Raw genomic sequence first — 15325 nt, forward strand, 5'->3', positions numbered from 1 at the left:
CATCAGGCTAGGAACTCGGGGAGATGCCCACAAATACTCTCTTGCGGCATTGCCATACCCGTTCGGCTATAGTTCCGGAGCATGGCCACCGACCGCTTGCTCGACGGACGCCTCAAGATCAGGCATCTCGTCCTCGTGACCACCATCGCCGACGAAGGCACGCTGGTGCGGGCCGCGGAAACGCTGCACATCAGCCAGCCCGTCGTGACGCGGGGCCTGCGCGAGATCGAGGAGCTGCTCGGCGTGCCGCTGTTCGAACGCCTCCCCCGAGGAGTCGTGCCGACGCAGTACGGGTACCCGTTCATCGAGCGCGCCCGCTCGGTGCTCGCCGAGCTGCGGACGGCCGGCGAAGAAGTGCGACTGCTGCAGTCCGGCCAGCTCGGCACCGTCACGGTGGGCACGCACCTCGCCGGCTCGAACCTGCTCCTTCCGCGGGCCATCGCGGCCCTCAAGGCCGAGCATCCGCGACTGACGGTGATCGTGCGCGAGGGAACACCCGACACGCTGCAGCAGCTGCTCCTCGCCGGCGACCTCGATCTCACGGTCGGTCGACTCTCCTCGACCGTGCCGGTCCGGCTCGAGCAGGAGCGACTGCACCAGGAGCCCATCCGCCTGGTGGCGCGGGCAGGTCACCCCGTCCACACCGGATCACGCAAGTCGCTCGCCGACCTCGTCACGTTCCCGTGGATCTTTCCGGTGGCCCAGACGGCGCTGCGCGCCGAGCTGGAGGCCGTCTTCTTCCATGAGGGCCTGCCCCTGCCCGCGGACCGGGTCGAGTGCACCTCGATGCTGACGCTGCGCAACCTCCTCATCTCGACCGATGTCATCGCGGCGCTCCCCATGTTCATCGCCGTGGACGACGCGGAGCTCCGCATCCTCGACACGCCACTGAGCTCCATCCGTCGATCGGTGGGCGTCACGATGCTGAAGGACCGCGCACCCTCGGCACCCGCCGCCGCGATCCTCACGCACCTGCGCAGGGAGGGTGCGCGACTCGCTGAACTCGAGCGAGAGTATGCACGATCTGAGCCCCGAATCGCCGGTTGATATGTCCTGACGGTCATATCGGCGAGCGGGATAGATATTGGACAGTCCTGAGCGATCCGGAGACGCTGTGAGGGACGACACCCCCCGAGTGTCGTGACCCAATGCACTTTCTGCAGCGAATCCTGGAGGCGACATGGCCGGCTCTCCCTACGTGCCCGACGCGAAGAAGTACGACCCGAAGGACTTCGAGCGCGTCGTCGGCGAACCCCTCGATCCGGACCCTGCGAGCTGGGGCATGCAGCCCGACGGAACCTTCCTGCCGCCGGCTCACACGCCGTCTGTGCCGCGCGACGTCTTCGTCGATTGGCCCGGCCAGCTTCCGTACCGCGACGCGGCGACCTACAGCCTGAACGCGGCAGCCGAGGCCTTCTACCCCATCGTCGTCAACACGAGCCACTCCTGGCAGGCGATCTACGACTGGGACGACCGGCGCTACATGCTGCACTACGGCGGCGGCAACCGCTGGAACGTCTACGACATCACCGATCCGCGGGCCCTCACCGTCGTCGACGAGGAGACGCTGCCCTGGACGGGGCCGAGCTTCGGCGCGGTGACGATCCAGTGGAATGAGAATCTCGGCAAGCACATCGCCATCCAGGCCAACGAGACGCCGCGCTACTTCCTCAAGGGTCGGGTGGCGAACAAGTGGACCGACGCGACCGTGGAGGGTCAGCTCCTCGAATGGGAGGGTCTGCGCGGCTTCCGTGTGTTCGAAGTCAACGGCCCCACCCCGCGCGACTGGACCCTGCTCACCGAGGTCTCGACGGACCCGAACCACGGGCCCGACGAGGTGCAGGAGGGCAACGGCGTTCTGGATCTTCCCGTCTACTACGGCGACCGCTACCTGTTCGTCGCGACGGCACCCGACAACACATTCGTCAACCAGCCCTACAAGACGACGCTCTGGGCTGCCGGCCACGCCGCATACGACGTGTCCGACCCGGCGCACCCCGTCCACCTGTCGACATGGTGGGCCCCGGGAACCCGTGCCGGCGAGGAGGCCGATTCCGAGTACCTCGCCGGCAACCCGCGCTGGAACAACAAGACGTCGTGGTTCGGATCGCGCATGGGCATCTTCATGCCGCGGTCCGTCGAATCGGGCTGGCGCCACGGGTATGCCGCGCAGGGAGGCCAGGGCTTCTTCGTCCTCGACGTGTCCGACCCCGCGAACATCCATCACGTCGGGTGGTGCGATCTGCCCGAGAGCGTCGCCGGCACCGAGGGTGACAACGTCGACACCACGCAGGTCGAGGAGACCGGGTACGTGTACGTGTCGGGCTACCCGATGAACACCGACTGCTACGAGCCCGCCAAGGAGATCTACCAGATCGATGTCAGCGACCCGACGCAGCCGCGACTGGTGCGCACCCTCCCTCGACCGCTGCCCCCGGCAGAGGCGCCGTTCACCGACTGGGCGCAGCGCCGGGGCTCGTTCGGACCCAAGCGCTCGGGCTACTTCATCAACACGGGCACGCCCCACGGCGGCATCCTCCCCTACGCGTTCTACGCCGCAGGTCTCCAGATCTTCGATGTGCGCGACCCCGAGGACCCGAAGGTCGGCGCCTACTTCGTTCCGCCGATGGGACTCAAGGACGACGACGATCTCGCGGCGCCGGTCCACGGCATCTTCGTGGAGTGGGACCGGAACCTGATCTGGGTGTTCGCCAATCACGGGATCTACGCGGTCTCCACGCCGCTGCTCGGCGAACCCGTCATCGGCTTGCCCCAGGCGCACTCCGCACTGCCGGGCTAGTCCCCACACGGCACGGACGGCGAGATCGCAGTATCCTGTTGTCCCACCATTTTGGATCCAGAATACAGAATCCCCAGGAGTAGACATGCAAGACATCGCAGCCCGCAACAAGGAGATCGCCCTCGAGGTCTGGGGAAACGATCTGGCCTCTCACAAGACCGGGGGGCCGGACGACCCCGCGTTCAAGGAGCACTTCGACAAGTACTACACCGAGGACTACTGGAACCACGCCTCCGAGCCCGGCAAGGATCGCGGGTTCCAGAACGCGTACTTCGTGCGGAAGGCGTTCAGCCAGCTCTTCACCGACCCGAGCTTCGTGATCGACAAGGTCGCCGCGGAGGGCGACCTGGTCTTCCTGGAGGGGCGCTTCTCGGCCAAGCACACCGGCCTGACGCTCTACGGGGTTCCGGCCAGCGGCGTCGCGGTGAGTCAGCAGCAGGTGCACATCCTCCGCTTCCGCGACTTCAAGATCAGTGAGCACTTCGTCGTGCGCGACGACTACGAGATGTACCGGCAGGTCGTCCCGATCGATCAGGATGCCGGCATCCTGCGCTTCGTCGACACCGAAAAGTACGCCGAGGTCGCGCAATGACCGATACCGCCTTCCAGCTCGAGGACAAGGTCATCGAGCGCGAGAAGGATCCGAGCCGCTACGCGTTCCGGGTCGAGCCGACCGGCCGGCAGGTCACGGTCACACTCGGCGGCGTGGTCGTGGCGCGGAGCCGACGCGTGCAGCTGCTCCACGAGTCCAAGCACATGCCGGTGTACTACTTCCCGGCCGAGGACGTGCGGATGGATCTGCTCGCGCCCTCCGGCCGATCGAAGGACCTCCCGGTGCGAGGCACCGCCCGCTACTTCGACATCACGGTCGGACAGACGCGCGTGAGCGACGGCGCCTGGATCCATGAGTCCCCCGAAGCCCCCGCCGAGGCGCTCCGCGGAATGGTCGCGTTCTACTGGGCGAAGATGGACCGCTGGTTCGAAGAGGACGATGAGGTCTACAAGCACCCGCGCGACCCGTACCACCGCGTCGATGTGCTCTCCAGCTCACGCCACGTGCAGGTCGTGATGCTCGGGCAGGTGGTCGCTGAGACCCGGCGACCGCGCCTCCTCTTCGAGACCGGCCTGCCGACGCGCTACTACATCCCCTGGGCGGACGTGCGCTCGGACCTGTTCGTCGCGTCGACGACGTCGTCGATCTGCCCCTACAAGGGTGCGGCCGAATACTGGTCGCTGCAGATCGGCGACCAGCTCGTCAAAGACATCGCCTGGGTCTATCGGCACCCCATTCCCGAGTGCCCGAAGATCGAGAACCTCGTCTGCTTCTACGACGAGCAGGTCGATGGGGTCATCGTCGACGGCGAGCGCCAGCCGCGCCCGCAGACGGCGTGGTCCAAAGCTCCGCTCATCCGCACAGTCGCCGGAAGTTGAGGTCGGTCATGGTCGCACAAGATGGTGGCGGGCGTCTCGTCGTCGAGGGGCTCGAGAAGCACTACGAGCTCGACGGCGCCGAGGTTCCCGTCGTGAAGGGCGTCACCTTCACGATCGAGCCGGGCAAGTTCTATTCGCTGCTGGGGCCGTCCGGGTGTGGCAAGACGACCACGCTTCGGTGCGTCGCCGGCCTCGAGAACAGCAACGGCGGCCGCATCCTGCTCGATGACAAGGTCCTCTCGACCGGCACCGAGCACGTCTCCCCCGACAAGCGCGATGTCGGAATGGTGTTCCAGAACTACGCGATCTGGCCCCATATGACCGTCTTCGCCAATGCCGTCTTCCCGCTTCAGGTCGCCTCCGGGCGCCTGCCGAAGAAGGAGGCGCGCAAGCGCGCGATGGAGGCTCTCGAGCTCGTGCAGCTCGACTCCTTCGCCCACCGGCCGGCCACCGCGCTCTCGGGCGGGCAGCAGCAGCGTCTGGCTCTGGCCCGCGCCCTCGCCCACCGTCCGCGCCTGCTGCTGCTCGACGAACCGCTCAGCAACCTCGACGCCAAGCTGCGCGACACGATGCGCAGCGAACTACGCAGCCTGCAGCAGCGCCTCGGCATCACGGCACTGTATGTCACCCACGACCAGTCCGAAGCGCTGTCGATGTCGGACCGCGTGGCCGTGATGCACGAGGGCCGCATCGTTCAGGAGGCCGCACCCCGCGACCTGTACTACCAGCCGGCCGACCGCTTCGTGGCCGACTTCGTCGGCCGCGTGAACATGATCCCCGCCGTCGTCCGCGATCGCAGCGCCAACGGCGACGCGCTCGTCGAGGCGTTCGGAACCCGGATGGTGACGCCCTGCCCGAGCGGCGTCGGCACCGGTGGGGATGTCACCATCACCTTCCGCCCCGAGAGCGTGCGATGGCACGAGACCGCGCCCGACCGGCCGAACGTGTTCCCCGCGCGCGTCGCACGCGTCGAGTTCCTCGGCGAGATCGTCGAGTACGAGGCAGACGTGCTGAGCGGGCAGACCGTGGTCGGCAGCCTCGTCGCCCGGGGCGCGCCGCTGAATTCGCCGGCTGCCGGCGACACGATCTTCATCGAACTCGCCCCGCACGCCTGTCGCGTGCTCGCGGCCTAGACCTCCCCCTTCCCACCACAGAGATCCACGTCAGAGAGGACACCCGGATTATGAACGCATCGAAAGCACGCAGCGCGAGTCTCGCGCTCGCGGCGACAGGGATGCTGCTGCTGAGCTCGTGCAGCTCACCTCAGGCATCCGTCCCGAGCCCCATCGCGCCGTCCGGCGACAGTGCGCCGGAGGTCGCCTGCGACGCCGTCCAGGTCGGCGAGTTCACGCGCTGCGAGAACTTCTACGAGGACTTCTGGCCCGAGATCGACCGCCAGATGGACGCCCTCTACGAGGAGGCGAAGGAGACCGACGGCGGCCGCCTCGTGATCTGGGACTGGTACGAACTCGCCCCCGATGTCATCGCCGAGTTCAACTCCCGCTACCCCGACCTGAAGATCGAGACGCGCGGGCTGACCTACAACCTCCCGTCGGCGATCATCTCGGCCGACGCGACCGGCGCACGCAACACCGACATCCTGTCGGGTTCGCTCGTCTCGGCCGCCGCGATGACCGATGAGGGCTACTGGGCGGAGATCGACTGGACCCAGTACGGCGTGCCCGCGGAGTTCCTCACCATCGGCGCGCCCGAGATGCTGCCCGACAGCATCAACGGCTCGCTGATGCAGTACAACACCGACAAGATCGAGGTTCCGACCTCGCTCGAGGGACTGCTCGACCCGCAGTACGAGCGCAAGGTCTCGATCGCGAGCTACAACCCGATCGTCTTCTCCGGCTACGGGATGGCCAACGGCGAAGACGCGATGGTGGAGCTCATCGAAGAGCTGAAGTCGTCGGGAACGCTCGAGATCCTCGAGGACCAGAACTCGCCGCTGTCCAGCGGTGACGTGCCGATCGCCCTCAACCAGACGCTCTTCAACCCGAACCCGAGCCTCGCGGTGGCGCCGTTCGAGCACACCGGGGTGTTCGCGCAGTTCTCCGGCGTGAACGTCGATGCGAAGAACATGCCCGGTGCCGTGCTGTGGTCGCTGTGGAACGCGTACGACCCGGACTGGCTCGAGCTGCGCATGACGGACGAGCGCTTCTCCACCACGCAGGTGCCCTACCCGGGTCTGCCGTCCTCGCTCTTCGATCAGGCGACCGGACTGATGAAGACGAACGCCGAGGCGCTCCTGCTGAGCCTGGAGAACGGGGCGAGCATCGAGACCGAGGACACCCGCGACGAGTGGATCGCGATGACCACCGCCGCTGACGCAACGCTGAACGGATAGCACGTGTTCAAGGCGGAACGGACCACGAAAGCCGGGCGCACGCGCCCGACCACGATGACGGTCGCGACGGTCATCGCGGGATCGGTGATCTTCATCCTTCTCGCGATCCCGCTGATCGTCCAGGTGATCACCGCGTTTCGTGGTCCGTTCCTGCCTTTCGGCGTCTCCTCCTCGCGGTGGACCGTCGAGAACTTCGTCACCCTGTGGGGGCTGCGCGAGGACTTCTGGGCCGTCCTCGGCTCGACCGCGCTGTTCGTCGGCGGGTCGACGGTGCTGTCGCTCGCGATGGCATTCGGGCTGGCGTGGGTGACGGTGCGCACCGATGCGCCGTTCCGGCGCGTGATCTCGGTGCTCGTCATCGTGCCGTTCATCGTGCCGCCGATCGTGAAGGCGCAGGCATACCTCCTGATGCTGTCGCCCGAGTCGGGCGTGCTCAACCAGCTGCTGGCCGCCCTGCCCTTCACCGACCTGGTCATCGATCCGTACGCCTTCTCGACCATGATCGTCATCCAGTCCCTGACCAACGTCACGTTCCCGTACCTGATGATCGTCCCGATCCTCACCAACATGGACGGCGCACTCGAGGAGTCGGCCCGCGTCTCGGGCGCATCCTGGCCGCAGACCCTCCGGCGGGTGACCCTCCCGATGCTGTGGCCGGGTCTGCTCGGCGTGGGCGTGCTGACCTTCATCCTCGGCCTCGGAAGCCTCGAGGTGCCGCTGCTGTTCGGGCAGGAGTCGGGCCAGTCCATCTTCGCGCTCAAGCTCTGGACACTCATCAGCGCCGGCGCGGGCCAGCTTCCGCAGTACGGTCTGGCCGCCGCGTGGGGCTGCGTGTTCCTGGTGATCACCACGTTCGCGTTCATGCTCTACCTGCGAGCGACTCGGGATGCCGAAAGGCGGGCCTCCGTTTCGGGCAAGGGCTTCCGGCCCACCACCATGAAGCTGGGCGCCTGGCGCATCCCGGTCCTCATCGCGATCTTCATCTTCACCCTGCTGACCGCGATCCTGCCGTTGTTCGCCCTGTTCTGGTCGGCGATCACGCCCTACCCGATCGCGTTCTCGCTCGAGGCGCTGGTCGAGCAGACGCACTTCACGGCGTTCGCGGAGGTGCTCGGCGACCCGGAGTTCTGGGCATCGCTCGGTCGCACCCTGATCATCGCGGGCGGCAGCGCCACCATCGCCAGCGTGGCGGCGACCGTGCTCGCGTACGGGATCGCGCGCAGCCGCTCCACCATCCGGACGCGGAGCATGGACCTCTTCGCCTCGTCGTCGGTGGCCATCCCCACCGTCATCGCCGGTTTCGCGATGTTCCTCACCTTCATGGTGATCAACCCCGTCATCCCGCTGGCCGGGACCATCGCCGCGCTGACGATCGCCTACTCGTACCGCGTCTCGATCGCGTACCGCGCCGGCTACAGCGCGACGCTGCAGATCCGCAAGGAGCTCGAGGAGGCCGCGGTGATCAGCGGCGCGAGTCGGCTCGAGGGCTTCCGCAAGATCGTCGCTCCGCTGCTGATGCCGACGGTGTTCGCCGTCTGGATCCAGATGTTCATCCTCGGCACGAACGAGTTCACCCTGCCGGCCTTCCTCGCGACGCCGGAGTCGCGGCCGCTGTCGGTGTACATGTACGCGATGATCAACCCGCGTTCGGCACAGCTGTACGCGCCCGACCAGGGCGCGGCGATGGCGCTGATCTTCACGCTCCTCGTCTTCGCGATCGGCTACGGACTTCAGTGGGCGCTGTCACGGCGCGCGATCGGTCGCGCGAACCGGCGACCCCGCTTCGCCATGGAGCCGGCGTCGCTGGCCGCGCTCCCCGATCCGGAGGCGGCCGATACCGTCACGATCGCACTGAAGCGCAGGCGCGCCTCGTCGAGGACCTGAGCGACTCTTTCGGGCTACCATCGGGCTCATCACGGGATCGCCCCGGGGTGAGGATGCTGCGCAGAGGAGCGTCGGCCGATGAGCGACGACACGACCCTCGGACTCGCCCTCTCGGGCGGCGGCGCGTACGGCGCAGCGCACGTGGGCGTTCTCCAGGAGATGGCGGAGCGCGGCATCCGTCCGGGGCTCGTCGCCGGCACCAGTTCAGGCGCGCTCGTGGCCGCGGCCTATGCGGCCGGCGTTCCGCTGCCCGACATCGAACGCGCGGCGCGGGCCTTCCGATGGAGCTCGATCGCGCGGATGTCGCTGAGCCCGCGCCTCGGGCTCCTCGACTCCGGCGCCGTCACCGACGCCATCCATCACACGCTCGGCGAAGACCCGCTCATCGAAGAGCTGCCCCGGCGGTTCGCGGCGGTGGCGACGGATCTCCGCACCCGCGAGGCCGTCGTGATCGACAGCGGCCCGCTCAACATCGCGCTCCGCGCGTCCATCGCGGTGCCGGGCCTCTTGCCGCCCGTCCGCCGCGGCAAGCAGGTGCTGATGGACGGCGGCATGGTCGACAATGTGCCGGTCGGCGCCGCCCGGCACCTCGGCGCATCGAAGATCATCGTCGTGCGCCTGCACGCCAAATGGGAGAACGTCCGCATGATGCGGGTCGTTGCGAGCACCGCCGAGCTCGAGGAGGACCCGTCGATCATCCTCGTCCAGCCCGAGATGGAAGGGCTCGCCCAGTGGTCGATGGCCGACGTGCCGCACCTGATCGAGGAAGGGCGCCGCGCGGCACGCGAGGCGTTCGACGCCGCGGCCTAGGGTCATCTGCATGGGCTCGACTGCGACGGCGTATCTCACCGGCTTCGGCGCCTATCTGCCGGGCGATCCGGTCGACAACGACGGCATCGCAGCGCGCCTCGGCGGCGACGACGCGGTCACCGAGCGCATCCGCCGCCGCATCCTCGAGTCCAACGGCATCCGCCGGCGCCACTACGCCCTCGACGAGCAGGGCGAGCCGACCGAGCTGAATGAAGAGCTCGCGGTCAAGGCGCTCCGGGCGGCGTTCGAGGATCGCGGGATCGACGCGGCCGACATCCGGATGCTGGCGTGCGCGACGACGATGGGCGACGTGCTCGTCCCCGGCTTCGCGTCGATGGTGCACGGACGCCTCGGCGGCGGTCCGATGCAGCTGCTGTCGGCCTCGGGCGTGTGCGCCTCGAGCCTCGCCGCCCTCGACGCGGCCGTGAGCAAGATCCGCCTCGGCGACCATCCCCGCGCGGCCGTCGTGGGTTCGGAGCTGCCGAGCCGGAGCCTGCGCCAGCGCCGGTTCGACGGCTATCGCGCGGGCATGGACTCGCATTTCCTGCGATGGATGCTGTCGGACGGCGCGGGCGCCGTGGTCGTCGAGTTCCAGCCCCATCCGACGAAGCCGTCACTGCGGGTCGACTGGGTGCGTCACGTCTCGCTCGCGCACGAGCACGATGTCTGCATGCGCGCCGGCATGACGGGCGCCGAGCCCGTGGTGGGCGGCACCTGGCAGGACGTCGGGATCGCCGACGCCGAGGCCGCCGGCATGTTCGTGCTGCGACAGGACGTCAGCATGCTCGACGACCTCGCCGAGGCGGGCATCGCGCAGTTCGAAGAGCTCGTCGACACCGGACTCGTCGACGTGCACCACCTCGACCATGTCGTCTGCCACTACAGCACGAACGTCTTCCGCGACGTCGCCTTCGAGGCGCTTCGCCGCCGCATCCCGACCCTCGACACCGACCGCTGGTTCTCGAACCTCGAGACGCGGGGCAACACCGGCTCCGCCAGCATCTTCATCGCCCTCGAAGAGGCCTGGCGCACCGGGCGCTTCGCCCCCGGCGAGACCGTGCTGCTGGCCGTGCCCGAATCGGGTCGATTCTCGTTCGCCTTCGCCCACCTCACCGTGGTCGCCCCACCGGATCAGCAAGGAGCACCGCAATGACGATCAGCCCTCCCCCAGCCGCGACGCGCACCCTCGCCGAGCGGCTCGCCGACGTCTGGGACGAGCTCGAGGCGCACCTCGCGCGCGTGCCGGTGCTGAACCGACTCGACGACGGCACGGTCACGATCGAGGACTACCGGCGGCTGCTCTTCAACCTGCGGCAGCAGGTCGTCGACGGGTCGCCGTGGATCTCGCGTGCGGCATCCAGCTTCGACATCGAGCATTTCGAGCTGCGCGCGGCTGCGATCCGCCATGCCGAGGAAGAGCACCGCGACTTCCTCATGATCGAGCGCGACTACGTCGCCGTCGGAGGCACCCTGGACGAGCTGCGCGCCGGCCGCAAGAACGTGGGCTCGGAGGCGCTCTCGGGCTACATGTTCCACTACGCCGACCAGCCGAACCCGGTCGGCCTGCTGGGCGCGATGTTCATCATCGAGGGGCTCGGCGCGAAGCGGGCCGCGGGATGGGCAGCGCGCTTCCAGGAAGTGCTCGGCCTCGCAGACAGCCAGGTGCGCTTCATGACGTACCACGAGGCCGCCGACAGCGCCCACACCGGCGACCTCGACGCGATCCTCACGTCAGGGATGATCGACGAAGCGGCGGCTGACGAGATCGTCCGCTGCGCTCAGGTCGTCGCGCGCCTCTACGCCCTGCAGCTCGAAGAGCTGGATCACTGAGATGGCGGCGCCGCGGCCCTCCATGCCGGAGTTCGTGCGCTCTGATCCGAGCATGTGGGAGGCGATCTACGCCGACCCGTCGGTGCCGCTGGATCGTGCCCTGGTACGGCAGATCATCAACGACCAGCGGCGCCTCTCTCGGCGCTGGGTCTACCCGATCGCGCGGTTCGTCTCACGTGTGCTGGTCGCGATCATCTCGATCGTCAAGCGGGTGCTGCCGATCCGCTGGATGCCGTTGCGCACCATGGACGTCCTGTGCGTATGGTTCCTGCGGCACTTCGTCGCGCCCAACGCATGCGAGCTGCTGATCCGGCACTTCGTGGTCGAGACCAACCTCGTCAACTTCATCATCCGCAACACCCCGGTCGACATGGCTCCCGTGACCCTCCGACCCGAGACTCTCGCCGGGCTCGGCGACTCGGCGGTGGTCGAGCACGACGTCAACGTCTACGACCTGCTGATCGCGCTCGACGAGGTGACGCTGGCGCGGCCCGAGACGCTCGATTTCGCCCAGCTCGACGTGCCGCCGCTCGATGCGGAGCGCGGGCAGAGGCGCATCTTCCGCCTCGACATCCAGACAGCCCTCTGCTTCATGAACATCCCATTCTCGATGGCGCTCACCCTCGAGGAGTACCGACGTGCGGTGCACTCGATCCGCTTCGACGACTCGTTCCTCGAGATCCTCGCGGTGCTCACCGACGACGACTCGTTCCGGCACTGGAAGATCGCCGGCCTGAGCCTCTGGATGGACTCGAACGTCGACGTGCCGCGCATGGTCTACCGGCACGCGCTCGTGTGCGAATACGCCCACGCCCGCCTCGTGAAGCTGGCGGGCGGTGAGTATCCGCGCAGCACGAGCGTCGACTACGACTGATGGCTCGACCTCCTACGCCGGAGCGAGCGTGCGATGGTTGCGCGCGAGCCGCAGCCAGGTCTCGACGACGGTGTCGGGGTTGAGCGACATCGACTCGATGCCCTGTTCGACGAGCCAGTCGGCGAGGTCGGGGTGGTCGCTGGGGCCCTGGCCGCAGATGCCGACGTACTTGCCGGCGCGCGCACACGCCTCGATCGCCATCGAGAGCATCTTGAGCACGGCGGGGTCGCGCTCGTCGAAGGTGGCGGCGACGAGCGCCGAGTCGCGGTCGAGCCCGAGGGTGAGCTGGGTCATGTCGTTGGACCCGATCGAGAACCCGTCGAAGTACTCCAGGAACTCGTCGGCGAGGACGGCGTTGGAGGGCAGCTCGCACATCATGATGATGCGGAGGCCGTTCTCGCCCCGGCGGAGACCGTTCTCGGCGAGCAGGTCGATGACGGCGGCGGCTTCGCCGAGGGTGCGCACGAACGGCACCATGATGGCGATGTTGGTGAGTCCCATCTCGTCGCGCACGAACCGGAGTGCTTCGCACTCCATGTCGAAGCACGCGCGGAAGTCGTCCGAGATGTACCGCGAGGCTCCGCGGTAGCCGATCATCGGGTTCTCCTCGTGCGGCTCGTACAGGTCGCCGCCGATGAGGTTGGCGTACTCGTTGGACTTGAAGTCCGAGAGCCGCACGATCACGGGTTCGGGGGCGAAGGCTGCGCCGAGCATCGAAACGCCTTCGGCGACGCGCTGCACGAAATACTCGCGGGGTGACGCGTACGCGCTGATCCGCTCGGCGATCTCGTCCCGGAGCGGCGCCGGCAGCGTGTCGAACTCGAGCAGGGCGCGAGGATGGATGCCGATCTGACGGTTGATGACGAACTCGAGTCGAGCGAGCCCCACCCCGCAGTTCGGCAGCTTCGAGAACGAGAACGCCTGGTCGGGCGTGCCCACGTTGAGCATGATCTTCACGGGACTCTCGGGCATCGCGTCGAGCTGGGTGATGCGCTCGTCGTAGCGCAGGATGCCGTGGTAGACGAATCCGGTGTCGCCTTCGGCGCACGACACCGTGACCTCGTGCCCTTCGGCGAGGACCCGGGTGCCGTCGCCGGTGCCGACGACGGCGGGGATGCCGAGCTCGCGTGCGATGATCGCAGCGTGGCAGGTGCGGCCGCCGCGGTTGGTGACGATCGCCGACGCGAGCTTCATGATCGGCTCCCAGTCGGGATCGGTCATGTCGGCGACCAGCACGTCGCCCGCCTGGAACTGGTCCATCTGGTCGATCGAGGTCATCACACGTACGGGACCGGCGCCGATCCGCTGCCCGATCGCGCGGCCCTCCGCGGCGATGACCCCGGTCTCTTCCAGCACGAACCGGCGCATCACGTTGCCGTCGACGCGCGAGACGACCGTCTCGGGCCGGGCCTGCAGAATGTAGAGTCCGCCGTCGACCCCGTCCTTCCCCCACTCGATGTCCATCGGGCGGCCGTAGTGCGCCTCGATGATGAGCGCCTGGCGTCCGAGCTCCTCGACCTCGGCATCCGTGATGCTGAACCGTCCGCGGTCCGCGGGGGCGACGTCGGTGAACAGCGTGCTGCCGCCCACGTGGCGGCCGTGGGCGTAGACCATCTTGACGGCCTTCTCGCCCACCGACCGCTTCAGGATCGAGGGGTGCCCGGCCTGAAGCGCCGGCTTGTAGACGTAGAACTCGTCGGGGTTCACCGCTCCCTGCACGACCGCCTCGCCGAGCCCGTACGAGCTCGTGATGAACACGGCCTGATCGAAGCCCGACTCGGTGTCGACGGTGAACAGCACCCCCGAGGCGCCGATGTCGGACCGCACCATCCGCTGCACGCCCGCCGACAGCGCCACATCGTGATGGTCGAAGCCGTGGTGCACGCGGTACGCGATCGCGCGGTCGTTGTAGAGCGAGGCGAACACGTTGCGGACGGCCGAGAGGATGTTGTCGATGCCGCTGATGTTGAGGAACGTCTCCTGCTGACCGGCGAAGGAGGCATCCGGGAGGTCTTCGGCGGTGGCGCTCGAGCGCACCGCCCACGACACGAACTCGGGCTGCGGGTCGCCGGCGACGAGCCGTGCGTACGCCGCGCGGAGGTCGCGCTCGAACCCGGCCGGAAACGGCTGCGCCATGATCCAGTCCCGCACGTTCGCGCCGACGCGGGCGAGCTCCGCCACGTCGGTGACGTCGAGGGCCTCCACCGTGGTCCGGATGCGGTCGTAGAGCCCGTTCGCCGCGAGGAACTCGCGGTAGGCGTCGGCGGTCGTGGCGAATCCGCCCGGCACCCGGACGCCCGCACCGGAGAGGTTCGAGACCATCTCGCCGAGCGACGCGTTCTTGCCGCCGACCTGTGCGACGTCGGCCATGCCGACCTGGTCGAACCAGAGGATGTTCGTCATGTTGTCTTCTTTCGGGTCGTCGGGCGAGCGAGGCGGGTCGAGACGGGAGGGGGTCAGGCGCGCAGGCGCATCGACTGCATGATGACCGCCGACATCTCCTCGACCGACTTGGTCGCGGAGTTGAGGAACGGCACGCGGTTGCGGCGGTAGAGGTCTTCCGCGCGACGGAGCTCGAGGGTGCACTGGGCGAGGCTCGAATAGGTCGAGTTCGGTCGGCGCTCGTGGCGCACCTGACTGAGCCGCAGCGGCGTGGTCGTCAGCCCGAAGCACTTCGCGGCGTGCCGGTTGACGGTGTTCGGCAGGTCGTCGGTCGGGAAGTCGTCGTCGGTGAGCGGGTAGTTCGCCACCAGCAGCCCGTACTGCAGCGCCAGATACATCGTCGTCGGCGTCTTGCCGCATCGGGACGGCGCGATGATGATCACATCGGCGATGTCGAGCGCGCGCGCGCTCTGGCCGTCATCGTGCTCGATCGCGTACTCCACCGCACGCATCCGCGCGAAGTACCGCTCGATGTCGCCCACGCCGTGGAACTGCCCGAGCTGCTCCGACCGCGATGTGCCGAGCGCCACCTCGAGTTCGGTGAGATGCCCGCTCAAGAGGTCGACGATCACCGCCCCCGACACCTGGAGCTCGCCGAGGATCTCGGCCGACTTCACCGTCGTGAACACGACCGGCTGGATGCCTGCCGCGATCAGCCCGCCGATGTCACGAGCAACCGCCCGCGCCCCCTCGACCGTGTCGACGAAGGGCACGGTGTGCCGCGTGAACGCCACGCCCGGGAAGTTCGCGAGAAGCGCGCTGCCCAGAGTCTCCGCCGTGATGCCGGTGCTGTCCGAGATGAAGAACGCCGCCCGCGTCGAGGACCGCACCCCAGAGCCTCCGAGCGCGGCGTTCGACGCATCCAGCATCCGGTCTCCGCTCGCTCGACAAACTGTGTGGT

Annotated in this window: 13 protein-coding genes; 11 read left to right on the forward strand and 2 right to left on the reverse strand. The window is 68.0% G+C overall.

Annotated elements, in window-relative coordinates; genetic code table 11:
• The first annotated feature begins 81 nt into the window (after window positions 1-81).
• The 11 genes from FFS15_RS09275 to FFS15_RS09325 all read left to right on the forward strand — a co-directional run bounded on the left by FFS15_RS09275 (window position 82) and on the right by FFS15_RS09325 (window position 11982).
• A complete protein-coding gene (locus tag FFS15_RS09275; RefSeq protein WP_137844740.1) occupies window positions 82-1047 on the forward strand; it encodes a LysR substrate-binding domain-containing protein in 966 nt (321 codons plus the stop codon).
• A 133-nt stretch (window positions 1048-1180) separates the two neighbouring features.
• Entirely contained in the window at window positions 1181-2800 is a 1620-nt protein-coding gene (locus FFS15_RS09280; RefSeq protein ID WP_137844741.1) for a hypothetical protein, read from the forward strand.
• An 85-nt stretch (window positions 2801-2885) separates the two neighbouring features.
• Window positions 2886-3392, forward strand: coding sequence for an ester cyclase (locus FFS15_RS09285; protein ID WP_137844742.1), 507 nt, complete (start codon window positions 2886-2888; stop codon window positions 3390-3392).
• On the forward strand, window positions 3389-4231 hold the full coding sequence (locus FFS15_RS09290) for a DUF427 domain-containing protein (RefSeq protein ID WP_137844743.1): 843 nt from the start codon (window positions 3389-3391) through the stop codon (window positions 4229-4231). Before FFS15_RS09285 ends, FFS15_RS09290 begins: the two co-directional genes overlap by 4 nt.
• Window positions 4232-4239: 8 nt before the next feature.
• Window positions 4240-5364, forward strand: coding sequence for an ABC transporter ATP-binding protein (locus FFS15_RS09295; RefSeq protein WP_137844744.1), 1125 nt, complete (start codon window positions 4240-4242; stop codon window positions 5362-5364).
• 50 nt (window positions 5365-5414) lie between these two features.
• Window positions 5415-6584, forward strand: a complete 1170-nt coding sequence (locus tag FFS15_RS09300; RefSeq protein WP_137844745.1) for an ABC transporter substrate-binding protein — start codon at window positions 5415-5417, stop codon at window positions 6582-6584.
• Between the two features lie 3 nt (window positions 6585-6587).
• Window positions 6588-8468, forward strand: a complete 1881-nt coding sequence (locus FFS15_RS09305; protein ID WP_137844746.1) for an iron ABC transporter permease — start codon at window positions 6588-6590, stop codon at window positions 8466-8468.
• A gap of 78 nt (window positions 8469-8546) precedes the next feature.
• A complete protein-coding gene (locus FFS15_RS09310) occupies window positions 8547-9278 on the forward strand; it encodes a patatin-like phospholipase family protein (RefSeq protein WP_137844747.1) in 732 nt (243 codons plus the stop codon).
• Window positions 9279-9288: 10 nt separating this feature from the next.
• Window positions 9289-10431 (forward strand): 3-oxoacyl-[acyl-carrier-protein] synthase III C-terminal domain-containing protein, encoded by a 1143-nt coding sequence (locus tag FFS15_RS09315; protein WP_137844748.1) that lies wholly within the window; start codon window positions 9289-9291, stop codon window positions 10429-10431.
• The gene (locus tag FFS15_RS09320; protein ID WP_137844749.1) at window positions 10428-11108 is read left to right on the forward strand and encodes an iron-containing redox enzyme family protein; all 681 of its coding nucleotides are present in this window, start codon (window positions 10428-10430) and stop codon (window positions 11106-11108) included. The genes FFS15_RS09315 and FFS15_RS09320 overlap by 4 nt, the downstream gene beginning before the upstream one ends.
• A 52-nt stretch (window positions 11109-11160) precedes the next feature.
• The gene (locus FFS15_RS09325; RefSeq protein WP_249353896.1) at window positions 11161-11982 is read left to right on the forward strand and encodes a hypothetical protein; all 822 of its coding nucleotides are present in this window, start codon (window positions 11161-11163) and stop codon (window positions 11980-11982) included.
• 12 nt (window positions 11983-11994) lie between these two features.
• Here the strand turns inward: FFS15_RS09325 and ppsA are convergent, their stop codons facing one another.
• Together ppsA and FFS15_RS09335 are read right to left on the reverse strand one after the other, a co-directional pair.
• Window positions 11995-14385, reverse strand: a complete 2391-nt coding sequence (ppsA, locus tag FFS15_RS09330) for a phosphoenolpyruvate synthase (RefSeq protein WP_137844751.1) — start codon at window positions 14383-14385, stop codon at window positions 11995-11997.
• Window positions 14386-14438: 53 nt separating this feature from the next.
• Window positions 14439-15293, reverse strand: coding sequence for a pyruvate, water dikinase regulatory protein (locus FFS15_RS09335; protein WP_137844752.1), 855 nt, complete (start codon window positions 15291-15293; stop codon window positions 14439-14441).
• Window positions 15294-15325: the final 32 nt, after the last annotated feature.

The organism is Microbacterium sp. 2FI, from assembly GCF_005502885.1.
Lineage (GTDB): Bacteria > Actinomycetota > Actinomycetes > Actinomycetales > Microbacteriaceae > Microbacterium.

Bases quoted from the DNA above. Each gene is read 5' to 3' on its own strand.
- FFS15_RS09275 (WP_137844740.1), top strand. From the start codon at position 82: ATGGCCACCGACCGCTTGCTCGACGGACGCCTCAAGATCAGGCATCTC.
- FFS15_RS09280 (WP_137844741.1), top strand. From the start codon at position 1,181: ATGGCCGGCTCTCCCTACGTGCCCGACGCGAAGAAGTACGACCCGAAG.
- FFS15_RS09285 (WP_137844742.1), top strand. From the start codon at position 2,886: ATGCAAGACATCGCAGCCCGCAACAAGGAGATCGCCCTCGAGGTCTGG.
- FFS15_RS09290 (WP_137844743.1), top strand. From the start codon at position 3,389: ATGACCGATACCGCCTTCCAGCTCGAGGACAAGGTCATCGAGCGCGAG.
- FFS15_RS09295 (WP_137844744.1), top strand. From the start codon at position 4,240: ATGGTCGCACAAGATGGTGGCGGGCGTCTCGTCGTCGAGGGGCTCGAG.
- FFS15_RS09300 (WP_137844745.1), top strand. From the start codon at position 5,415: ATGAACGCATCGAAAGCACGCAGCGCGAGTCTCGCGCTCGCGGCGACA.
- FFS15_RS09310 (WP_137844747.1), top strand. From the start codon at position 8,547: ATGAGCGACGACACGACCCTCGGACTCGCCCTCTCGGGCGGCGGCGCG.
- FFS15_RS09315 (WP_137844748.1), top strand. From the start codon at position 9,289: ATGGGCTCGACTGCGACGGCGTATCTCACCGGCTTCGGCGCCTATCTG.
- FFS15_RS09320 (WP_137844749.1), top strand. From the start codon at position 10,428: ATGACGATCAGCCCTCCCCCAGCCGCGACGCGCACCCTCGCCGAGCGG.
- FFS15_RS09325 (WP_249353896.1), top strand. From the start codon at position 11,161: ATGTGGGAGGCGATCTACGCCGACCCGTCGGTGCCGCTGGATCGTGCC.
- ppsA (WP_137844751.1), bottom strand. From the start codon at position 14,385: ATGACGAACATCCTCTGGTTCGACCAGGTCGGCATGGCCGACGTCGCA.
- FFS15_RS09335 (WP_137844752.1), bottom strand. From the start codon at position 15,293: ATGCTGGATGCGTCGAACGCCGCGCTCGGAGGCTCTGGGGTGCGGTCC.